General features: G+C 72.0%; 19 protein-coding genes. 12 read left to right on the top strand and 7 right to left on the bottom strand.

Translation table 11 applies throughout. The annotated features are described in order from the left end of the window. Nucleotides 1-18: 18 nt before the first annotated feature. The 4 genes from OHT74_RS20250 to OHT74_RS20235 form a co-directional block, all read right to left on the bottom strand. Complete coding sequence (locus OHT74_RS20250) at nt 19-1,077, bottom strand: YeiH family protein (RefSeq protein ID WP_328620969.1); 1,059 nt, start codon at nt 1,075-1,077, stop codon at nt 19-21. Next, a complete protein-coding gene (locus OHT74_RS20245) occupies nt 1,077-1,631 on the bottom strand; it encodes a cysteine dioxygenase family protein (RefSeq protein WP_266995702.1) in 555 nt (184 codons plus the stop codon). The genes OHT74_RS20250 and OHT74_RS20245 overlap by 1 nt, the downstream gene beginning before the upstream one ends. Before the next feature lie 99 nt (nt 1,632-1,730). Further along, complete coding sequence (locus OHT74_RS20240) at nt 1,731-2,636, bottom strand: LysR family transcriptional regulator (RefSeq protein ID WP_266665805.1); 906 nt, start codon at nt 2,634-2,636, stop codon at nt 1,731-1,733. A gap of 119 nt (nt 2,637-2,755) precedes the next feature. Continuing rightward, a complete protein-coding gene (locus OHT74_RS20235) occupies nt 2,756-4,342 on the bottom strand; it encodes a S1C family serine protease (RefSeq protein ID WP_328620968.1) in 1,587 nt (528 codons plus the stop codon). Between the two features lie 236 nt (nt 4,343-4,578). Between OHT74_RS20235 and OHT74_RS20230 the strand changes: the two genes are divergently transcribed. The 3 genes from OHT74_RS20230 to OHT74_RS20220 all read left to right on the top strand — a co-directional run bounded on the left by OHT74_RS20230 (nt 4,579) and on the right by OHT74_RS20220 (nt 7,253). Then, on the top strand, nt 4,579-5,364 hold the full coding sequence (locus tag OHT74_RS20230; protein WP_266672888.1) for a glycerophosphodiester phosphodiesterase: 786 nt from the start codon (nt 4,579-4,581) through the stop codon (nt 5,362-5,364). Nucleotides 5,365-5,449: 85 nt separating this feature from the next. Continuing rightward, a complete protein-coding gene (locus tag OHT74_RS20225; protein WP_266665803.1) occupies nt 5,450-6,052 on the top strand; it encodes an ATP-binding protein in 603 nt (200 codons plus the stop codon). Nucleotides 6,053-6,278: 226 nt separating this feature from the next. Continuing rightward, nucleotides 6,279-7,253 (top strand): DUF5926 family protein, encoded by a 975-nt coding sequence (locus tag OHT74_RS20220; protein ID WP_328620967.1) that lies wholly within the window; start codon nt 6,279-6,281, stop codon nt 7,251-7,253. Nucleotides 7,254-7,434: 181 nt separating this feature from the next. On the opposite strand, the gene OHT74_RS20215 is transcribed toward OHT74_RS20220, so the two are convergent. Together OHT74_RS20215 and OHT74_RS20210 are read right to left on the bottom strand one after the other, a co-directional pair. After that, nucleotides 7,435-8,028, bottom strand: coding sequence for a hypothetical protein (locus tag OHT74_RS20215; RefSeq protein ID WP_328620966.1), 594 nt, complete (start codon nt 8,026-8,028; stop codon nt 7,435-7,437). A 200-nt stretch (nt 8,029-8,228) separates the two neighbouring features. Then, entirely contained in the window at nt 8,229-8,927 is a 699-nt protein-coding gene (locus tag OHT74_RS20210) for a bifunctional DNA primase/polymerase (RefSeq protein WP_266665800.1), read from the bottom strand. Nucleotides 8,928-9,334: 407 nt separating this feature from the next. Here OHT74_RS20210 and OHT74_RS20205 point away from each other — a divergent pair, with 407 nt between their 5' ends. Together OHT74_RS20205 and OHT74_RS20200 are read left to right on the top strand one after the other, a co-directional pair. Continuing rightward, complete coding sequence (locus OHT74_RS20205; protein ID WP_328620965.1) at nt 9,335-10,939, top strand: PP2C family protein-serine/threonine phosphatase; 1,605 nt, start codon at nt 9,335-9,337, stop codon at nt 10,937-10,939. A gap of 87 nt (nt 10,940-11,026) precedes the next feature. Then, entirely contained in the window at nt 11,027-12,493 is a 1,467-nt protein-coding gene (locus tag OHT74_RS20200; RefSeq protein WP_266665798.1) for an aminopeptidase P family protein, read from the top strand. A 144-nt stretch (nt 12,494-12,637) separates the two neighbouring features. On the opposite strand, the gene OHT74_RS20195 is transcribed toward OHT74_RS20200, so the two are convergent. Next, nucleotides 12,638-13,129: an ATP-binding protein gene (locus OHT74_RS20195; RefSeq protein ID WP_053785428.1), complete on the bottom strand. Its 492-nt coding sequence runs from the start codon at nt 13,127-13,129 to the stop codon at nt 12,638-12,640. Nucleotides 13,130-13,348: 219 nt separating this feature from the next. On the opposite strand from OHT74_RS20195, the gene OHT74_RS20190 reads away from it, so the two are divergent. From OHT74_RS20190 to pheA, 7 genes are all read left to right on the top strand, one after another. Next, nucleotides 13,349-14,173 (top strand): hypothetical protein, encoded by an 825-nt coding sequence (locus tag OHT74_RS20190; protein WP_328620964.1) that lies wholly within the window; start codon nt 13,349-13,351, stop codon nt 14,171-14,173. A 109-nt stretch (nt 14,174-14,282) separates the two neighbouring features. Continuing rightward, entirely contained in the window at nt 14,283-14,987 is a 705-nt protein-coding gene (locus tag OHT74_RS20185) for a YcnI family copper-binding membrane protein (RefSeq protein ID WP_266665796.1), read from the top strand. Between the two features lie 108 nt (nt 14,988-15,095). Beyond that, the gene (locus OHT74_RS20180) at nt 15,096-15,746 is read left to right on the top strand and encodes an SCO family protein (RefSeq protein WP_266995714.1); all 651 of its coding nucleotides are present in this window, start codon (nt 15,096-15,098) and stop codon (nt 15,744-15,746) included. Beyond that, nucleotides 15,743-16,240 (top strand): copper chaperone PCu(A)C, encoded by a 498-nt coding sequence (locus OHT74_RS20175; RefSeq protein WP_266665794.1) that lies wholly within the window; start codon nt 15,743-15,745, stop codon nt 16,238-16,240. Before OHT74_RS20180 ends, OHT74_RS20175 begins: the two co-directional genes overlap by 4 nt. A gap of 22 nt (nt 16,241-16,262) precedes the next feature. Continuing rightward, entirely contained in the window at nt 16,263-18,245 is a 1,983-nt protein-coding gene (locus tag OHT74_RS20170; RefSeq protein WP_328620963.1) for a copper resistance CopC/CopD family protein, read from the top strand. After that, nucleotides 18,242-19,525, top strand: a complete 1,284-nt coding sequence (gene efeB / locus OHT74_RS20165; RefSeq protein WP_443047713.1) for an iron uptake transporter deferrochelatase/peroxidase subunit — start codon at nt 18,242-18,244, stop codon at nt 19,523-19,525. Before OHT74_RS20170 ends, efeB begins: the two co-directional genes overlap by 4 nt. 42 nt (nt 19,526-19,567) lie before the next feature. Beyond that, nucleotides 19,568-20,503, top strand: coding sequence for a prephenate dehydratase (pheA, locus tag OHT74_RS20160; RefSeq protein ID WP_266665791.1), 936 nt, complete (start codon nt 19,568-19,570; stop codon nt 20,501-20,503). The last annotated feature ends 178 nt before the right edge of the window (nt 20,504-20,681 follow it).

Raw genomic sequence — 20,681 nt, 5'->3', positions numbered from 1 at the left:
TGGAAAATGTCCTGCGGGTCACATCGTCAGCAGCACTCCCGCGTACGAGACCCCGGCCACCACGATCCAGGCTCCGAGCCCCAGTACCGCGGCCCGTCCGCCGGTCCTGGCCAGCCGGGGGAGGTCCACCGCACTGCCGAGCCCGAACAGGGCGGCGGCCAGCAGCAGTTCCTGCGCGGTGTGCGCCCACTCCAGTGCCGTGTCCGGCAGCACCCCGGTGGCGCGCAGCGCGGCCGCGGCCAGGAACCCGGCCACGAACAGCGGCACCGGCGCCGGGCGGCGGCCCGAGGGCGTGCGCACACCCTGCCGGCGTGCCCGTACGGAGAAGGCCACGGCGGCCACCAGCGGGGCCAGCAGGGCCACCCGCATCAGCTTGACCAGGACGGCCTCGCCGAGCGCACCCGGGCTCGCCGTCTGGGCGGTGGCGACCACCTGGCCGACGTCGTGGACGCTCGCGCCGACCCAGCGCCCGAAGGCCGGGTCCGAGAGCCCCAACGGGCCCTGGAGGAGGGGGAGGACCGCGATGGCCAGCGTCCCGCACAGGGTCACCAGCGCCACCGAGGCGGCGACGTCCTCCTCGTCGCTGCCGGACACCTGGCTCACCGCGCCGATCGCCGAGGCCCCGCAGATCGAGTACCCGGTGGCGATCAGCAGCGGCTGGTCGCCGGGGAGCCCGAGCTTGCGACCCAGCCAGAGCGTGCCGAAGAAGGTGGCGGCGACCACCGCGGCCACCATCGCCACCGTGGCCCAGCCCAGCCGGAGCACCTGGTCCAGGCCGAGGCCGAGGCCCAGCAGGACGATGCCGATCCGCATCAGCCGCCGCCCGGCCAGCGAAAGCCCTGGCCGGGCGGCTCCGCGTACGACCTCGCGTATGCCCGGGAGATGGGCCACCGCGATGCCGAGCACCACCGCCGCGGTCAGCATGGGCACGTCGGGCACCAGCCGGTGCACGCACCACGCCACCAGTACACCTACGGCCGCCAGCCCCAGCCCCGGCCAGGACGAGGATGTTTCACGTGAAACACGCCCTGCGCGCTCCGTCTCCGCCCCGCGTACCGGGCGGTTCAGCAGGGCCATCAGTCGGTGGGGAGCGTATAGACGCGGCGGACGCTGCTGCCCAGGCGGATGACGTCGGCTCCGTAGACGTGAAGGGATATCGCCGTGGTGCCACAGGAGTTGCGGACCTTGTGGATATCGCCGGGCGGAGCGAATCCGCAGACGTCGCCCGGGCCGTTGACCACCTGCTCGGTCGCCACCAGCCGGGCGCAGGACTCTCCCGCGGCGGGGGCCAGCCGGTAGCGGAGCTCGCTCTCCTCGCCCTCGTGCACCCCGGCCACGCACCAGGAGACGTGGTCGTGGATGGCGGTCTCCTGGCCGGGCAGCCACACCAGGGCGACCACCGAGAAGCTGCCGTCCGGCTCCGCGTGCAGGACGTGCTGCCGGTACCGGTCGGGGTGCCCCTCACGCTGCTCGGGGGTGAGCAGGTCGGCCGTGCCCAGATGCGGGGCGACGCGCTCGCCGACGAGGTAGGCGGTCAGGTCCGGGGCCAGCCCCCGGTCCACGACCGTACGGATCTCACTGACGAGGGCGGCCATCCTCGCGGTCGTACGGGCCGGCGTAGTGGTGGTCATAAGGGCAGCGTCGAGCAGCTGTCCCATCACGTCCAACGACAGTTCTCACCTGAAATCCCAAGCAGCGCTTATGGGTTAGGGGGAGAAGCCCCGGGCCGGTCAGCAGCCGACGCGGTTGGAAGCCGCCTGCTTCAGCGCGTTGAGGACCACGGCCGTCGCCGGGATCCGCAGATGGTCGCGGTAGACGTGCGCGGCGATGTGCCGGCGCGCGGCGGGCTGCAGCGGCCGCCCGCACACCTTGCTCAGGGAGAGGGAAGGCAGCACCAGCGCGGGCATCATCGCCACGCCGAGCCCCTGCCCGACCATGCTCTGCACCACCAGGTTGTCGTCCGTGGCGAACCGGATGTCGGGCACGAAGCCCAGCTCGGCGCACTCGTGCAGCAGGTTCGCCCGGCAGCGCGGACAGCCGGCGATCCACCGCTCCTCCGCGAGGTCGGCCAGGTGCACGGCCCGCCGCCGGGCCAGTGGGTGCCCGGTCGGGAGCAGCACCGTCAGCTGGTCCTCCATGAGTCTGACCTCGGCGACCTCCTCCGGAATCTCCTCGTGGAGCCCGGGATAGGTGAAGGCGAGGGTGATGTCGCACTCCCCGCGCTCCAGCCGGCGCAGCGACTCGGGGGGCTCCCCCTCGAGCAGCTCGACCTGGATGCCCGGGTGCTCCTTGGCCAGGCCGCTCAGGGCCTCCGGGACCAAGGTGACGTTGGCGCTGGGGAAGCCGCACAGCCGTACCCGCCCGGTGCGCAGGCGTGCGTACGCCTTGAGCTGGGCCTCTGCGGCGGAGAGACTGCCGAGGATGGACTCGGCGTGCCGGGCCATGGACTCCCCGGCCTCGGTGAGCTGCATCTTGCGGCCGACCCGGGTGAACAGCGGGGTGCCGACGGCGCGTTCGAGCGCCTTCATCTGCTGGGTGACAGCAGGCTGGGTGTAGCCGAGGACGCGAGCGGCCGCCGAGTAGGACCCGTTGGTGACCACTTCGTGGAAAGTGCGTATGTGCCGCGAATCGAACACGTGGGAAGCATAAGCGGACATTGGGAGGGGCCGTAGGCGTATTCGCGCCCACGGCCCCTCGCCATCAGGCCAGCGGTCCCGGCCGGCCCCCGCCGCGGGGACCGGCCGTGGAGCCGTGGTTACTTGTCGCCGACCCGCGAGCCGAGTGTGATGTCTACGGTGTTCGGCTTGCCGTCGCGCAGGTAGGTCAGCTTCACGACGTCGCCGGGCTTGTGCGTCCAGATCTCACTGATGAGGGTCGGGCCGCTGTCGATCGGCTTGTCGCCGAACTGGGTGATGACGTCGCCGGGCTTGAGGCCCGCCTTGCCGGCCGGACCGTTGGGGTCGACCAGCTCGTTGGCGGGGGCGCCCTGCTCGGAGATCTTGGCTCCGTCGGTCTTGGCCTGGAGGTCCACGGAGACGGAGATGATCGGGTAGACCGGCTTGCCCGTCTTGATCAGCGACTCGGCGACGTTCTTCGCCTGGTTGATCGGGATGGCGAAGCCGAGGCCGATCGAACCGGCCTGGCCGCCGCCGAAGCCGCCGTTGCCGGCCGACTGGATGGCGGAGTTGATGCCGATGACCGCGCCGCGCCCGTCGAGCAGCGGTCCGCCGGAGTTGCCGGGGTTGATCGAGGCGTCCGTCTGGAGTGCGCTCATGTACGAGCTCTTGCTGCCGGAGCCGTCGCCGGAGGCCACCGGTCGGTTCTTGGCACTGACGATGCCGGTGGTGACCGTGTTCGACAGGCCGAAGGGGGCGCCGATCGCGATGGTCGAGTCGCCGACCGCGACCTTGTCGGAGTCGCCGAGCGGCAGCGGCTTGAGCCCGGCCGGCGGGTTCTTCAGCTTGAGCACGGCCACGTCGTAGCCCTGGGCCCGGCCGACGACCTCGGCGTCGTACTTCTTGCCGTCGGAGAAGGTCGCGGAGAGCTTGCCTCCGTTCGCGGCGGAGGCCACCACGTGGTTGTTGGTGAGGATGTGGCCCTGCTGGTCGTAGACGAAGCCGGTGCCGGTGCCGCCCTCGCCGTCGCCGGCCGAGGCCTCGATGGTGACGACGCTGGGCAGCGCGCCCGCGGCCAGACCCGCGATGGAACCGGCCTCCCGCTTGAGGTCCTTGGGGGTGTTGCCCGCGGTGATCGTGGTCGAGCCGTAGCCGTTGTCGTTGCGCTCGGCGGCCCAGTAGCCGATGCCGCCGCCGACGCCGCCCGCGAGGAGGGCGGCCACGAGCACGGCGGCGACCAGGCCGCCCTTGCCCTTCGGCTTGGCGGGCGGCATGCCGCCGGCGGTCGGGGGCGCGCCCCAGGCACCGCCGCCGTGGCCGCCGGAGCCGTACGCCGGGACGCTGGGCGGCGGGGGCGGCCAGCCCTCGGCGCCGTGCGCGGCCGGGGCATGCGGGGCGGGGGCCTGGGCGTAGGCCGGTGCCGGAGCAGGGGTGGGCGGGAGCTGCTGGGTCGGCTCCGCGCCCGGCGCGGGCGTCGGCGGGAGCTGCTGGGTGACCGGCTCTGCGGCGGGCCCGGCCGGCGCGGGGGCATGCGTAGCGGCGGCCTGCCCGGCCGTCGGGGCAGGTGCCGTCGGGGCAGGTGCCGTCGGGGCAGGTGCCGGGGCGCCCGCGGGGGCCTCCGCAGCCGGTACGGGCGCAGACGTCTCGGGGGCGGGAGCGGCCACCGGGGGTGCCGACGGGGCCGCGGGGGGCTTCGGGGCCGCGGTGCCCTCGTTCTCGGTGCTCACAGCGCTCTTCTCCTCGTCACACACGGCTTCAGACAAACTGGCGGTTCGGCTCGACTGAACGTTCGACGCGCCGCACAAGTTCCTGGGAAAAGCCTTCCCTATGACCCGTCAGAGCACTGTAAGCCGGACCTGTGTATCTCCCCCATCCTTTATCTCCGGCATTTCGGTCGCATCCGGAGGGCGGATCCTGACACCGGGCGCCTTCTCGGTGGCACCATGACTCGGTGACCCACGCAATGCCGCCCATCCAGGTCGTCGCCCACCGCGGCGCCTCGGAGGATGCCCCCGAGCACACCCTGGCCGCCTACCGCAAGGCCATCGAGGACGGCGCCGACGCCCTCGAATGCGATGTCCGGCTCACCGCCGACGGCCACCTGGTCCTGGTCCACGACCGCCGGGTCAACCGCACTTCCAACGGCCGCGGCGCCGTCTCCGCCCTCGAGCTGGCCGACCTCGCCGCCCTCGACTTCGGCTCCTGGAAGGACCGCGAGGAGTCCCCCGACTGGGACGCCGACCCCGAGCGCACCTCCGTGCTCACCCTGGAGCGGCTGCTGGAGCTGGTCTCCGACGCCGGCCGGCCGGTACAGCTCGCCATCGAGACGAAGCACCCGACCCGCTGGGCCGGACAGGTGGAGGAGCGCCTCCTCTTCCTCCTCAAGCGGTTCGGGCTGGACGCACCGCCCGCCGAGGGCCCGCACCCGGTCCGCGTCATGAGCTTCTCCGCACGCTCCCTGCACCGGGTGCGGGCGGCCGCGCCGACGATCCCGACCGTGTACCTGATGCAGTTCATCTCGCCCCGGATGCGCGACGGGCGGCTGCCGGCCGGGGTGCGGATCGCAGGTCCGGGGATGCGCATCGTGCGCAGCCATCCCGGGTTCATCCGCAAACTCCAGAGCGCGGGCCACTCCGTACACGTATGGACCGTAAACGAACCGGAAGACGTTCAGCTCTGCGCTGATCTCGGTGTAGAAGCGATCATTACGAACAGGCCGCGACAAGTTCTGTCACAGCTCGGACGCTGACGTCCCCTTTTGCCCACCCGCCCCGCACGTCGCGCAGGTGACAGGGTGTGCCCCGGCGCATCCGCTCCGCAATCGCTGGTCATGAATGCGTCAGAGGGCTCCGCTTGACCGGTTTCCGGTCCAGGCCATTGGGGCATCCAGACCATGGCGTGGGGCTAAGGAGGTTCCGGGGGTGGCGTTGGTGGTGGCACAGGAAGTGCCCACGTCGTCGTGCATGGACGTATGCCATGGTCCTGCGGGCGTGGGCGAGGCGAGACGCCACATGCGAGAGCAATTGCGCATGAGCGGGGTGTCCGAATCGGTCGTTGACGACGCCGTACTGATCCTTTCCGAACTGCTCAGCAACGCCTGCCGGCACGGCAGACCACTGGGCGCCGGGGAGATCGGGGACGGGGAGATACGCGCCGCATGGCGCATCGACAAGGCGGGGCGGCTGACAGTCGAGGTCACGGACGGGGGCGGTCCCACCCGCCCGGTTCCGGCCACGCCCTCGGTCACCGCGCGCGGCGGCCGGGGGCTGAACATCATCAGCGCCCTCGCCCAGGACTGGGGTGTCCGGGACGGAGCGGCGGGCGAGGTCACCGTATGGGTGACCGTTGCATGCGGGCCCCGGCACGACGATTTCGCTACGCGCGTTGCGCCCCCGGCGATCGACTTCAGCACGGCCTTCGACGATCTGAATCCGTGACCGGATCCCGACCCGGACCCTACTCGGATCCCGGCGCGGATCCCCGACCCGGACCCGACCCGGATCCCCGACAGCAGCACCCGCACCACCGGCCATCCGAACGAGCGGCCGCCGGGAGCGCACGCCGACCGTGCTCCCGGCCGCATCCTCCCGGTTGCAGCGGTACGAACGGCTAGGCTCGCGCCCAGACACAACGCCGTACCGCCGCAACCGGGAGACACCCACGATGGCCAAGAAGCGCCCCGCAGCCAAGACTGCAAAGCCGCAGCTCAAGAACGGGGAGATCCCGGTGGTGGGCGCACGCGAGCCCTGCCCCTGCGGATCCGGGCGCCGCTACAAGGCCTGCCACGGAGCAGCCGCCGCGCACGCCGTCACCGAGCACGTGGCACGCCCCTTCGAGGGCCTGCCCGGCGAGTGCGACTGGGTCGCGCTGCGCGAGCTCGTGCCCGCGGCGACCATCCCGCTCACGCTCAAGGGCGGCCTGCCCGAGGGCGTCCCCTCCGTCACGCTGGTGACCGTACTGCCCATGGCCTGGCCGGCGCTGCGCCGCGAGGACGGGTCCGTCCTGCTCGGCCTGCAGAACGACTCGACCACGGGGGACCTCTCCCGGGACATGGCCGACACGCTGGAGCGCGCGCTCGTCGCGGAACCGGGCACCCCGGTTCCGGCCCGCCGTGTTCCCGCCGAGGGTCCGCGACTTCAGGATCTCTTGGACACGGACGGCGTTTTCGAGCCGGTTGTGCACAGCGGCTTCGAATTCTGGATTCCGGATGCGGAGAGCGCCCAGAGCGCCTCCCCGGAGATCGCCGCCTCCCTCGAGCGCGCCAACGCCGCCGCCATCCCGACGGTCAAGCTGGCCGGCGTGGACGCGTCCTACTGGTGCGAGACCCCGGACAAGAACCACCTGCGCTGGGTCATGCCGTACCCCGAGGAGAAGCTGCTCGACGCCCTCGCGCGGCTGCACGCCGCGGGCACCTCCTCGCTCGGCGAAGGCACCCGACTGGTCGGTTCCTTCCGGGCGCACGGCCTGATGGTCCCCGTCTGGGACCTGCCCACCGGAGTGACCGCCGACGACGTGGAGAAGCCTGCGGCGGAGTTCGCGGAGCGGCTGGCCACGGCCCTGGCCGTGGACGCCCCGCTGACCGCGGAGGAGCGCCGGGCGCGCGGCGGACTCACCAACCGCCAGGTCACCCTCAGCTGACCACCGAGCCCCTGCAGGACCGGTGACTGGGGTCACAACTCCCGCTAATCGCCTGCAAATCGGTGTCTGAATATCAGAGATCGAATTTGCGAACAGGCGATCTCTTGTTACCGTTCTTGTAGCCCGGTCGCTGGTGCATCCCCCGTCGCCAGCGACCGGGCCCTTCCATTTCCGCCGTCGCTCAACCGTCGGCCGGTGCCGGTGAGTTGCTCCCGGACCGCAGCAGCAGCCGTCCTTCATCATCCGGAACTGCAAACTCCGCAACGGCCGAGTAGGCGTCCGGCGCCCCCGCCGAGTCCTCCCTCGGCGTCTCGCACAGTCCCGGCTCGTCGCCCGCCCCGACCGCGCACCGGATCTGCACCGTGCGCCCCGCGGGCCCCATCACCGTCAGGACGGCGTCCAGTGCGCGCCCGCTGGTATTGCGGTAGTAGCTCCGGCCCCAGGTCCGCCCCTCGCCCACCAGGATGCAGGTCTGTGCCTCCACTCCCTGCGGGGAGGAGAGTTCGGGGCCGCACCGGGAATCCGTACGGGGCTGCGCGGACGGACCCGGCTGCCGCGGCTCGGCCTGCGGCGGCCCGGCGTGCTGCGCGGGCGGGGCGCCGGGCGCCGGCGTACGGGATCCGCCCGCCGGCTCGGCGAGCCCGAGCGAGGAGAGCAACCCGCCGCCTTTTCCGTCGTCCTGACCGGCGAAATCCGGTCCCGCGATCGCTCCTGCCAGCGGGAGCGACAAGATGATCAGCACACCCGCGCTGATACCGATCAAGCGGAGATTCATTCGGCGAACATAGCGATGCCGGAATGGGGCGCGGAGATCCCCGCGCCCAATTCCCTTGGAAACTCGTCGCGCTGACACCCGTACGAGTGATCGGCGAGCGCCCCGCGCGTCGGTACGGCCGCTCGCGCGCGGGCCGTACGTCTACCGCACGGGGGCCGTACGTCTACCGTGCGCGGGCCTCACCCGCCCACCGTGCGCAATCAGTACGCGAGCCGGCTGCCGCCGCCAGAGGCCCCGCTGCTCGCCTCGACCAGTGCGTCCACGACGGCCTCGATCTCCGGCAGCCACAGGCCCCCGGCATCCGCGGGCTCGCGCTCCCACCGCACCTGCCCGCCGCCGGACGCGGGGGAGGGCGGGAGCAACAGGTAGCCGCCCTCGCCGTGGAAGCGCAGCGCGGAGGGCACGTGGTCCTTGGCGTACAGGAGTTCGCCGAGCCGCTCCAGCGAGTACGGCGCGACCAGGAGCGACCACCGGGTGGGGGTGGCCACGATCGGGCCCAGCCGCATCCCCTGCGCGTCCAGCCGTACGACGGCCCGCGCGGCCGCGGCGGCCGGCAGGCTCACGGCGCACGGCGCGGGTCCGCCGGTGGCCAGCAGCACGGGAGCGGTGGGCCGGTTGGTCCACCACCAGGCCACCATCCGGGGGTCGGTGGTGGCCGCCAGCAGGCCGGGGTCGAAGGGGTGGGCGCCGGGGACGACGCAGTCGGGGTCGGGGCAGGCGCACCGGGTGCTGTCGGCGCCGGAGCGGCCGACGCCGGGCAGCACCGGCCACTGCCAGGCGGTGGCGCAGGTGAGCGCCGCATCGAGGAGGGCCTGGTCACCGCTCTGCCCGGGGGCGGGGCGAAGGGATTTCAGGCGATTGCGGAGCCGCTGGAGACGCCTTCCGAGGATCTCGCGCATGAGCGCTCGTTCCTTTCCGTTGAACGCCGAGGGCCACATCACACCATGTAACCGGTGCCTCACCACACGTACACGTTTCGCGTCACTGTCCGCCAGAAGCAGGTTCACACGGTTCGTGCAGTTTTCTTACGGGTCCATGAAACGTCCGGCGGGGGCGGAACGCGACCCGCGCCGGTGCCGAGACCGGCTGCCGCCGCTAAGGACGACCGCCCGCGCCGGGCGGTTCCCGGCGACCACCGGGCTGCGCCAACTCTCCCCGGGCACCACCGACTAGGTACCCGGAGCCACTCCGGTGCCCGACCAGTCGATCGCAAAAACCGTCCGCTTCCCGCTTTTTCCGGCCAAGTTCTAGCCTTGGCTGGACAGTGAGTTGCAGCCCCACGGACACCAGGATTCCCACCTGGGCAATGCTGGACATCGATCCTCGTGTGCGTGTAGATGTGGATTCATTGATGGCGGCGCAGCACGATCTGGGGGTTTGCGATGCTATATGGCGAATCGCACCAGGTGGAAAGGCGGACGCCATGAGCGCCCCGCATCTGCCGAAAGTGGCTGGAATCGATCCAGCAGTTACCGCGGTCCCGCACACTGCGGCGCCCACGCCCGCCCGAACAGCCCCCGCACCGGCCCCGGCACCGGTTCCCGGACCGAGCACTCTGATCCAGGACCGCCTGGCGGGGATGGTCTCCGATCTGACCACCCTCCACGAGCTCACCGAACGCCTCGCCCGCGCCCGTGACCTCGACTCCTCCCTCCAGGAGTTCCTGCGCGCCGGAGCCGCACTCGTCGGCGCCCGCCGCGGCCTGATCGTCCTGGAGCCCTCCGACGGGCTCGGCCCGACGACCACGATCGGCCTCGGCCTCGGCCGCGCGGACCTCGGGCACATCGAGACCGTCCCGCGCGCCGCGACCTCTTACGGCCGGATCCTCGACGGGCTCCCCGACGCCCACGGCGGCGCCGAGGTGCTTCCCGAACCCGACGCCGCCCCCGGCTCGGGCGGGTACGGCACCCCCGTCGACCCCCGCCACCGCGAGGTCGCCGCCCGGCTCGGCTACGCCGCGAGCTACGCCGTGCCGCTCACCGCCGAGGCCACCGGCCGGCTCGGCGCGGCCGTCTGGCTCTACGACGAGCAGGCCGAGCCGAGCGACCGCCAGCGCGATCTCGCCGGGCTCTACGTCCGGCACGCCGCCGAACACCTGGCCCGGATGCTCGAGGTGGAACGATCCCGCAGCCGGCTGGCCACGGTCGCCGCGGAGCTGCTGCCCAGCCGGCTCCCCCGGATCCCCGGCGTGCAGCTCGCCGCCCGCCACCACACGGGACCGCGCGGCGGCGGCGACTGGTACGACGCGCTGCCACTGCCGGAGGGCGCCCTGGGGCTGGCCGTCGGCTCCGTCACCGGAGCGGGGCCCAGCGCGGTCGCCGCGATGGGGCGGCTGCGCGCGTCGCTGCGCGCATACGCCGTCATGGAGGGGGAGGACCCCGTCGCGGTGCTGTCCGATCTGGAGCTGCTGCTGCGCCTGACCGAGCCCGCGCGCTGCGCGACCGCGCTCTTCGCGTACTGCGAGCCGGCCCAGCGGAAGATCATCCTGGCCGGGGCGGGGCATGCCCCGCCGCTGCTCGTCGGCGAGCGCCGCACGGAGTACGTGGAGACCTCGCTCTCCGCGCCGCTCGGGATGCTGTCGTGCTGGGAAGCGCCGAGCGTGGAGATCGAACCTGCGCCCGGAGAAACGGTGCTGCTGTACACCGACGGGCTGCTGCGGCGGACCGGCGACCCGATGGACCGGGCCTACGCACGGCTGCACGCCGCGGCCGCGGGAGTGCCCCGGGGCATCCGGGACGACCCGGCGGCCGTGTGCGACCACATCCTGCGGACGGTGCTGCCCGAGGACGACCCGGCGCTCGCGCCCGCCGGATCCGCGGCCGCCGCGGCCGCTACCGGGACCACCGCCGCCATGGCCGCCACGGAGGACGGGGTGGAGGACATCGTCCTGCTTGCTGCCCGTTTTGACTGATTTATCACACTCGCCGCCGGGCGTCTTCCCCTCGCACATACGATGGATGCGGCCCATACCCGGTCCTGTCGTAGCTGAGGAGAAGACGTGGCTGACGAGCTCACCCCGGAGACCCCGGAAGAAGAGCAGCCCCAGAAGAAGCACAAGCAGCGCAAGAACGGGCTGTACCCGGGCGTCAGCGACGAACTCGCGGAGAACATGCGCACGGGCTGGGCCGACACCGAGCTGCACGGGCTGGAGCCGATCGCCCAGGCCGCGCACACCGCCTCCCGCCGCGCCGCGCTGTCCGCGCGCTTCCCCGGCGAGCGCCTGGTCGTGGCCGCCGGTCGCCTCAAGACCCGCTCGAACGACACCGAGTACCCCTTCCGCGCCTCGACCGAGTACGCGTACCTGACCGGCGACCAGACCGAGAACGGCGTCCTGGTCCTCGAGCCCGCGGGCGAGACCGGCCACACCGCCGCCGTCTACCTGCTGCCCCGCTCGGACCGCGAGAACGGCGAGTTCTGGCTCTCCGGCCAAGGCGAGCTGTGGGTCGGCCGCCGCCACTCCCTGGCCGAGGCCGAGCAGCTGCTGGGCATCCCCGCGAAGGACGTCCGCAAGCTCGCCGACGAGCTGGCCGAGGCCGAGGGCCCGGTCCGGAACGTCCGCGGCCACGACTCCGTCATCGAGACCGCTCTGACCGACAAGGTCACCAAGGAGCGCGACGAGGAGCTGCGCGTCTACCTCTCCGAGGCCCGCGCAGTGAAGGACGACTTCGAGATCGGCGAGCTGCAGAAGGCCGTCGACTCCACCGTCCGCGGCTTCGAGGACGTCGTGAAGGTCCTGGACAAGGCCGAAGCCACGTCCGAGCGCTACATCGAGGGCACGTTCTTCCTGCGCGCCCGCGTCGAGGGCAACGACGTCGGCTACGGCTCCATCTGCGCCGCCGGCCCGCACGCCTGCACCCTGCACTGGGTCCGCAACGACGGCGACGTCCGCTCCGGCGACCTGCTGCTGCTCGACGCCGGCGTGGAGACCCACTCCCTCTACACCGCCGACGTCACCCGCACGCTGCCGATCAACGGCACGTACACCGACATCCAGCGCAAGATCTACGACGCGGTGTACGAGTCCCAGGAAGCCGGCATCGCGGCCGTCAAGCCGGGTGCCAAGTTCCGCGACTTCCACGACGCCTCGCAGCACGTCCTCGCCGAGAAGCTCGTCGAGTGGGGCCTGCTCGAGGGCCCGGTCGAGCGCGTCCTGGAGCTCGGCCTGCAGCGCCGCTGGACCCTGCACGGCACCGGCCACATGCTCGGCATGGACGTCCACGACTGCGCCGCCGCGCGCACCGAGGCGTACGTCGACGGCACGCTGGAGCCGGGCATGTGCCTCACCGTCGAGCCCGGTCTGTACTTCCAGGCCGACGACCTGACCGTGCCCGAGGAGTACCGCGGGATCGGCGTCCGGATCGAGGACGACATCCTGGTCACCGAGGACGGCAACCGGAACCTGTCGGCCGGGCTGCCCCGTACCTCGGCCGATGTCGAGACCTGGATGGCGCGCCTCAAGGGCTGACTCCGGCAGGCCGCGACGGCCGGTCTGTGAAGGCTGACGTCAGACGGCTGACGTCAGACGGCTGACTTCGGACGGCTGACCTCCGATGGGCGGGATCTCGTACGCGAGTCCCGTCCATCGGCGTATCCGGGAGGACTTGCGCGGCTACGACGCCTTCAGCAGCGCTCCCTCACGCCATTTCAGGATCTTGTCGAAGCTGACCACGGCGCCCCGGCCCGGCCGGTTGCGGAGCCTGACGTGGTCGGCGAGCTCCGCGATCAGCCACAGGCCCCGGCCGTGCTCGCTCTCCGACGGCTCGGAGGGGCCGGCCGGCGGGGGTCTGCGCCCCGCGACCGTCGCCGCCGGGAATCCCGGGCCCGAATCGGTCACTTCGATGCGGCAGCAGTCCCCGTCCAGGTACGCCGTGACGCGGTACGCCGCGCACGCCTCCGGGTCCGGTTCCGCGCCGACACCGGCTTCGGCCGCCGGGCCGCCGTGCTCCACCGCGTTCGCGCACGCCTCGCTCAATGCCACCGACAGATCGAAGGAGATGTCCGGGTCCACCCCCGCGGTCTCCATCGTCCCCAGCAGCAACCGCCTGGCGAGCGGCACGCTCGCGGCTTCGCGCCTCAAGTGGAGAGACCACCAGATGCTCATACGGGTACCTATTGCCGCCCGCGGGGGTGCGTAAGCGCCCGGCGGCCGCCACAGCCCTCATTCGGCCGATGCGGCACTCCCGGGCAGCGGTGTATGCGGCGGCTCACGGGCCTCCGCCCCGGCGGGGACACCCGAGGTGAAGCCCTCGTACAGGGGCACTCACGACCTTCCGGACCTGCCGTATGGACGGCGTGAGCTCAGTGCGATGATGGCCCGGCCATGACTGTCCCCCACGCGACGCCCGCCGGAGCCGGCCTCCGGCTGATCCGGGCCGCGGTGTTCACCGCGGTCTGCGTCGTGCTGTCCGCGGCCGGGCACGCACTGGCATCCTGCGCCACCGTGCCCTGGTGGGCCCTCGTCATCGCCTTCCTCGCCGTGTTCGCGGTCGCCGCCCCGCTCGCGGGACGCCGGCGCTCGCTGCCCGGCATCGCCGCCGGACTCGCCTTCGGGCAGCTCGGACTGCACGCCGTGTTCGGCCTCGCCCAGCACGGCGACGCCGCGCCCCAGGCACCCGCCGGCACGGACACCTCGCTCGCGGCGCTCGCCGCCCGGCTGGTCTGCGGGGGCAACTCCGTCCCGCTCAGCCCGGCCGACGCCCGGCAGATCCTGGAGACCGCCGGACTGGACCCGGCCACCATGACGGCCCAGGCCGCAGGGCAGGCCGCGGCGCAGGCACATGCCGGCCACGCGCACATGGTGCAGGCCTACGCGGCGCCCGCCACCGGTCTGTTCAGCACCGGCATGCTCGTCGGCCACCTGCTGGCCGCGCTGGCCGCGGGCTGGCTGCTGGGGCGCGGCGACGCCGCCCTGTTCCGGCTCGTCGAGCTGTCCCGCGCCTCCGCCGAAGCCGATCCGGTACGCCCGCTGCGCGCCGCGCTGGCCTTCGTACGCACACTCCGCGCCGGGCTCCCGGGCGCGCCTGCCGGTACCCGGCAGGCCGCCCGGAGCGCCGCCGAACCTGCCGCCCACACCGGCCGGGAGGCACTCCAGCACACGGTGATCAGGCGCGGGCCGCCCTGCACGGCGCTCGCCCTCGCAGCCTGACGCGGCACCCCCTCCCCGGAGCACCCGGCGGAAGCACCGGTGCCGCGAACTCCGCGCGCGCCCGTGCGCGGAACCACCGTCACCACTGCCCCTGTGGAGTGTTTCTGCCATGAAGACCTCTCGCGTCTCCTTCACCGCCGCCCTTGCCGCCGGCGCCGTCCTCGTCCTGTCCGGCACCGCCTTCGCGCACGTCGGCGTGCAGCCCGGCGAGGCCACCAAGGGCGGCTACGCGACGATCAACTTCAAGGTTCCGAACGAGCGCGACAACGCCTCGACCACGCAGCTGGAAGTCAACTTCCCCGTGGACCAGCCGCTGACGTCCGTCATGCCGCAGGACATCCCCGGCTGGACCGTCACGGTCGAGAAGAGCAAGCTCGACAAGCCGCTCACCGTCCACGGCAAGCAGGTCAACGAAGCCGTCACCAAGGTGACCTGGAGCGGCGGCAAGATCGAGCCCGGCAAGTTCCAGCAGTTCCCGGTCTCCGTCGGCAAGCTGCCCGACAACGCCGACCAGATGGTCTTCAAGGCGATCCAGACGTACGACAACAACGAGATCGTCCGCTGGATCGAGGAGCCCAAGGAAGGCGCGGCGGAGCCGCAGAACCCGGCGCCCGTCCTGAAGCTGACCGCGGCCAAGGCGGCCGACGGCCACCACGACGACAAGAACGCCACCGCCGCGAAGGACGACAAGGGCCACGACGAGGCCGCTGCGGACGCCTCCGACACGACCGCGCGGGTCCTCGGCGTCGCAGGCATCGTCATCGGCCTCGGCGGTGTCGCCTTCGGTGTCGCCGCGCGTCGCCGCGCCTCCTGACCCGACGCGGCCGCAGGCCGTATCCCCGTATCCAGAACGTGCGCGCAGCCGGCCGCCCTCGTGGCCGGCCCGCCCGCACCGCACACCCGATCCCAGGGACATCTCTCCATGCGCACCACACGTGTGACGGTCGCCGCCCTCGCGGCAGTGGCCGCGCTCACCCTCACCGCCTGTGGCGGTGAGCCCGTCAAGCCCGACGCGGTCACGCAGATCACCGGTCAGTCCAAGGCCGGTACCGCCACGGTCCTCGACCGCCCCTTCGACAAGCCGGAGCTGGTCCTGACGGACACCACCGGCAAGCCGTGGAACCTGCGCGAGCAGACCAAGGGCAAGCCGACGCTCATCTACTTCGGCTACACCAACTGCCCCGACGTGTGCCCCCTGACGATGAGCAACATCGCCGTCGCCAAGAAGGCACTCCCGAAGGCCGACCAGGACAAGCTCCAGGTCGTGTTCGTCACCACCGACCCCGAACGGGACACTCCCGACTCCCTCGGCGCGTGGCTCAAGGCCCAGGACCCGTCCTTCACCGGACTGACCGGGGACTTCGCCACCATCCAGGCCGCCGCGCGCAAGCTCGGCATCGGTATCGAGGCCGCCAAGAAGGAGGCCGACGGCAGCGTCGTCTCCATGCACGGCGCCCAGGTCATCGCGTTCTCACCCAAGACCGACGAGGGGTACCTCCTCTACGGCGAAGGCAGCACCGTCGACGACTACACCAAGGACCTGCCGAAGATCATCAAGGGAGAGAACCCGTGAACGCCCGCACCACCCGCACCTTCGCCGCCGCACTCTCCCTGACGGCAGCGCTCGCCATATCCGGCTGCTCCTCGGACTCCGGCTCCGGCTCGGCCGCCAAGGCCGGCGCGGACAAGCCGCAGATGACGGTCACCGGCGCCTTCATGCCGGAGCCCGTGAACGACAAGATGGCCGGCGCGTTCATGGTCATCAAGAACGACTCGAAGACGGCCGACAAGCTCACGGCCGTCACCAGCCCGCTCTCGGACGATCTGCAGATCCACGAGACCAAGGACCAGAAGATGCAGCAGGTCGCGGCCATGGACGTGCCGGCCAACGGCGAGCTGAAGCTGGAGCGCGGCGGCAGCCACGTCATGTTCATGGGGCTGAAGAACACGCCGAAGGTCGGTGACAAGGTCACCGTCGAGCTGCGCTTCGAGAAGGCCGACCCGGTCAAGGTCGAGCTGGACGTCAAGGAACGGACGTACAACGCCCAGAACACCAGCGCCCACTGACGGACCGAGGTACTGACACGCCATGATGGCCATCGCCCCCTCCCCGGCCCGCGTCCGGGCCGCGGCACTCCTGCCGCGGCTCGCGCTGGTCCTCGCAGCCCTGCTGGCAGCCCTGTTCACCGCGGCCGGCCCGGCCGCGGCACACGCCGCACTCACCGCGAGTGACCCCAAGGACGGGGCGGTGGTCGCCACGGCCCCCGCCCAGGTCACCCTCTCCTTCTCGGAGCAGGTCGCCATGGGCGACGACTCCATCCGCGTCATGGACCCGCAGGGCAGACGGGTGGACACCGGCGAACTGCGCGACATGTGCAGCGGATCCACCATCCGCTACGGCACCGCTCTGCACTCCGGACTGCCGGACGGCACGTACACCGTCGCCTGGCAGGCCGTGTCCGCCGACAGCCACCCCGTCTCCGGCGCCTTCACCTTCTCCATCGGCGCCCCCTCGGCGACCAGCGTCGCCCTGCCCACCGGGCAGGCGGGCGGCGGACCCGTCGGCATCGCGTACGACATCGCCCGCTACGCCGCCTACGCCGGTTTCACCGTCCTCGTCGGCGGGGCCGCCTTCATCCTGCTGTGCTGGCGCCGCGGCGCCGCGCAACGCCCCCTGCAGAAGCTCGTCGTGCGCGCCTGGGTCACGCTCACCGCCGCCACCCTCGCGATGCTGGTGCTCCGCAACCCGTACACGGGGTCGGGGAAGTTCGCCGACGCGCTGGACCTGGACGGCCTCAAGGCCGTTCTGGAGACCAAGCCCGGCGCCTCCCTCGTCTCCCGGCTGCTGCTTCTCGGTGCCGCCGCGCTGTTCATCGCCGTGCTGTTCGGCGCCTTTGCGCGCAGGACCGCCGAGACCGGGCACATCGGCAAGGGCAAGGACGGGGACAAGGACAACGGCAAGGGGCAGGGGCAGACTGCGGACAAGGAGGCCGACGACCTGCTCTTCGGTCTCGGCATCGGCGGAGCCGTCGTCGCCGGCGGGATCGCCGCCACCTGGGCCCTGTCCGAGCACGCCTCGACCGGCATCCAGCCCGGATTCGCCATGCCCGCCGACATCCTGCACCTGCTGGCCGTCGCGGCCTGGCTCGGCGGACTCACCGCACTGCTCGTCGCCCTCCACAAGGTCCCCGGGATCGAGCGCGAGGCGGTCCAGCGGTTCTCCCGGGTCGCGTTCGTCAGCGTCCTGGTGCTGACCGTCACCGGCATCTACCAGTCCTGGCGCCAGGTCGGCAGCTGGTCGGCCCTCACCGGTACCAGCTACGGACGGCTCCTGCTGCTGAAGGTCGGGCTCGTCGCCGTCCTGGTCGGCATCGCCTACGTCTCCCGCTCGTGGACCGCACGGCTCACCGACGCTCCCGCCGGGAAGCCGGCCAAGATCGCCCGGGAGCGCAATGTTTCACGTGAAACACAGCCGGCCGCCGTCACGGTCCCCGAGGACCCCAAGCGGGCCGCACAGCTCGCCCGCCAGCATGCCGCCCGCGAGAACGCACGCGAGAAGCAGGTCCGCGACGCCGATCCGAACCGGGCGGGGCTGCGCCGCTCCGTCCTCGCCGAGGCCGGGGTCGCCGTCGTCCTGCTCGCCGTGACCACCGTCCTCACCAGCACCGAACCCGGTCGGACCGCCGAGCAGGCGAGGGGGCGCGAGTCCGCGGCCACCGCCGTCCCCAACCGCGCCATCAAGATCACCCTGCCGTTCGACACCGGCGGCGAGAGCGGGAAGGGGTCGGTCCGGGTGGAGCTCGACCCGGGCCGGGTGGGCGCCAACTCGCTCCACGTCTGGGTCGACGACCCCGAGGGCAAGCCTCTCGACATCCCCGAGATCAAGGTCGCTTTCACCCTCCCTGCCAAGGACATCGGCCCCTTGCCGCTCATCCCGGAGCGCGCGGCCCCCGGACACTGGAGCGCATCCGGCGTCCAGCTGCCGCTCGCCGGGGAATGGCGGATCGACGTGACCGTCCGTACCTCCGACATCGACCAGACGACCGTGCAGAAGAACGTGAAGATCGGCTGACCAGCGTGACCGAGAGCAACCCCGACATCGAGATCTCCCGGCGCCGGCTGCTGGGCACCGTCGGCGCCGCAGGCGCCGCCGGGCTCGCGCTCGGCGCCACCGGCGGTGCCCTCGTGCACTCCGCACTCGCCGACTCCCCGGCCGGCGCTCGCGGCGCCGCCGGGAGCCTCGCCTCCCTCGGCGCCACCGAAGTCGGCTTCCACGGCGACCACCAGAGCGGCATCACCACCCCGCTGCAGGCCAAGGGCCACGTCCTCGCCTTCGACCTGGCCCCGGGTGCCGGGCGCAAGGAGGCCGCCGCCCTGATGCGCCGCTGGTCCGACACCGCCCGCCTGCTGATGGCAGGCAAGGCCGTTTCCTCCACGGACACCGGGATCGCCCTCGACGCCGGGCCGTCCTCCCTGACCGTCACCTTCGGCTTCGGGCACTCCTTCTTCGAGCGGACCGGGCTCGCCGCCCGCCGCCCCACCGCCCTCGACCCGCTGCCCGACTTCTCCGCCGACCGGCTCGACGCCCAGCGCAGCAACGGCGACCTGTGGGTCCAGATCGGCGCCGATGACGGGCTCGTCGCCTTCCATGCCCTGCGCGCCCTGCAGAAGGATGCGGGGGACGCCGCCCGCGTGCGCTGGCAGATGAACGGCTTCAATCGGTCCCCCGGTGCCACCGCCGCCCCGATGACCGCCCGCAACCTCATGGGCCAGATCGACGGCACCGGCAACCCGAAGCCCGCGCAGCCGGACTTCGACAAGCGGATCTTCGTCCCCGCCACGGGCCCCGGGCCTGCCGAGCACGCCTGGATGGGCGGGGGCTCGTACGCCGTCGTACGCCGCATCCGGATGCTCCTCGACGACTGGGACAAGCAGTCCCTGACCCAGCAGGAGCAGGTCATAGGCCGTACGAAGGCCACCGGCGCGCCCCTCACCGGTGGCACCGAGACCACCAAGATGGCCCTCGACAAGATCGGCCCCGACGGCAAGCCGGTCATCCCGTCCAACGCGCACGCCCGGATCTCCGCCCCCGAGCAGAATGGCGGGGCCGCCATGCTCCGGCGTCCCTTCTCCTTCCACGACGGGATGGCCGCCGACGGCACCCCGGACGCGGGGCTCCTCTTCATCTGCTGGCAGGCCGATCCGCTGCGCGGTTTCGTCCCCGTCCAGCGCAAGCTCGACCGCGGGGACGCCCTGTCGGAGTTCATCCGGCACGAGTCCAGCGGGCTGTACGCGGTGCCGCCCGGCCCGCGCGACGGGGAGTACGTGGGGCAGCGGCTGCTCGAAGGATGAACAGCACCCCGGTGGTCGGGGGCCCGGCATTAGGCTGATCACATGTCGGCCACCCGCTTCACCTATCTCGGTCCCGAGGGCACCTTCACCGAAGCCGCCCTCCGCACACTGCCGGAAGCCGCGACCCGGGAGCTCGTCCCGATGGTGTCGGTCCCGGCCGCCCTGGATGCCGTACGCAACGGGGAGGCCGCGGCCGCCTTGGTGCCGATCGAGAACTCGGTGGAGGGCGGCGTCACCGCCACGCTGGACGAGCTGGCCTCCGGCGAACCGCTGATGATCTACCGCGAAGTGCTGCTGCCCATCGCGTTCGCGCTGCTCGTGCGGCCCGGGACCAAGCTGTCGGACGTCAAGACCGTCACCGGGCACCCGGTCGCCCAGCCCCAGGTGCGCAACTGGCTGCGGGCGAACCTGCCCGACGCGATGTGGGAATCGGCCGCCTCCAACGCCGACGGCGCCCGGCTGGTCCAGGAGGGCCGCTTCGACGCCGCCTTCGCGGGCGAATTCGCTGCCGCCACGTACGGGCTCGTCCCGCTGGTCACCGAGATCCACGACGCGGAGAACGCCGAGACCCGGTTCGTGCTCGTCGGGCGCCCCGCCCGGCCCGCCGCACCGACCGGCGCCGACAAGACCTCCGTCGTGCTGTGGCTCGGCGACGACCACCCCGGTGCGCTGCTGGAGCTCCTCCAGGAGTTCGCCGTCCGCGGGGTCAACCTGATGCTGATCCAGTCCCGGCCGACGGGCGCGGGCATCGGCAACTACTGCTTCGCCGTCGACGCGGAGGGCCACATCTCCGACCGCAGGGTCAGCGAGGCGCTCATGGGGCTCAAGCGCACCTGCCCCCAGGTCCGCTTCCTCGGTTCCTACCCGCGCGCGGGCGTCGCTCAGGGTGACGTGCGCGATCCGCGGCCCGGCACCTCGGACGGTGACTTCACGGCCGCTTCCGACTGGCTGACGCGCTGCCTCGACGGCCGGGCGTAGCTCTTCCTCCACTGTCCACAGAGTTATCCACAGGCCGAGATGGGGACCTGTGGACTAGTCGACATCGTGGCGCGACAAGGTCGACAAATCGGTCGGCGGGCCCAGGTTTCGCGCTGGAGAGCGGGAGGTGAACGGCGTCACCCCCGCATCGCCGATCAACTCTTTGGAGCGAGTTATT

The organism is Streptomyces sp. NBC_00354 (assembly GCF_036106915.1).
GTDB lineage: Bacteria > Actinomycetota > Actinomycetes > Streptomycetales > Streptomycetaceae > Streptomyces.
Note: the sequence above shows the minus strand (reverse complement) of the source record. Positions and strands in the feature narration are given on the sequence as shown.

What these genes read in the sequence shown, in the direction of transcription:
- OHT74_RS20250 (WP_328620969.1), bottom strand. Translation starts at nt 1,077, where the DNA reads ATGGCCCTGCTGAACCGCCCGGTACGCGGGGCGGAGACGGAGCGCGCA.
- OHT74_RS20245 (WP_266995702.1), bottom strand. Translation starts at nt 1,631, where the DNA reads ATGACCACCACTACGCCGGCCCGTACGACCGCGAGGATGGCCGCCCTC.
- OHT74_RS20230 (WP_266672888.1), top strand. Translation starts at nt 4,579, where the DNA reads ATGCCGCCCATCCAGGTCGTCGCCCACCGCGGCGCCTCGGAGGATGCC.
- OHT74_RS20225 (WP_266665803.1), top strand. Translation starts at nt 5,450, where the DNA reads ATGCGTCAGAGGGCTCCGCTTGACCGGTTTCCGGTCCAGGCCATTGGG.
- OHT74_RS20220 (WP_328620967.1), top strand. Translation starts at nt 6,279, where the DNA reads ATGGCCAAGAAGCGCCCCGCAGCCAAGACTGCAAAGCCGCAGCTCAAG.
- OHT74_RS20215 (WP_328620966.1), bottom strand. Translation starts at nt 8,028, where the DNA reads ATGAATCTCCGCTTGATCGGTATCAGCGCGGGTGTGCTGATCATCTTG.
- OHT74_RS20210 (WP_266665800.1), bottom strand. Translation starts at nt 8,927, where the DNA reads ATGCGCGAGATCCTCGGAAGGCGTCTCCAGCGGCTCCGCAATCGCCTG.
- OHT74_RS20205 (WP_328620965.1), top strand. Translation starts at nt 9,335, where the DNA reads ATGCTGGACATCGATCCTCGTGTGCGTGTAGATGTGGATTCATTGATG.
- OHT74_RS20195 (WP_053785428.1), bottom strand. Translation starts at nt 13,129, where the DNA reads ATGAGCATCTGGTGGTCTCTCCACTTGAGGCGCGAAGCCGCGAGCGTG.
- OHT74_RS20190 (WP_328620964.1), top strand. Translation starts at nt 13,349, where the DNA reads ATGACTGTCCCCCACGCGACGCCCGCCGGAGCCGGCCTCCGGCTGATC.
- OHT74_RS20185 (WP_266665796.1), top strand. Translation starts at nt 14,283, where the DNA reads ATGAAGACCTCTCGCGTCTCCTTCACCGCCGCCCTTGCCGCCGGCGCC.
- OHT74_RS20180 (WP_266995714.1), top strand. Translation starts at nt 15,096, where the DNA reads ATGCGCACCACACGTGTGACGGTCGCCGCCCTCGCGGCAGTGGCCGCG.
- OHT74_RS20170 (WP_328620963.1), top strand. Translation starts at nt 16,263, where the DNA reads ATGATGGCCATCGCCCCCTCCCCGGCCCGCGTCCGGGCCGCGGCACTC.
- pheA (WP_266665791.1), top strand. Translation starts at nt 19,568, where the DNA reads ATGTCGGCCACCCGCTTCACCTATCTCGGTCCCGAGGGCACCTTCACC.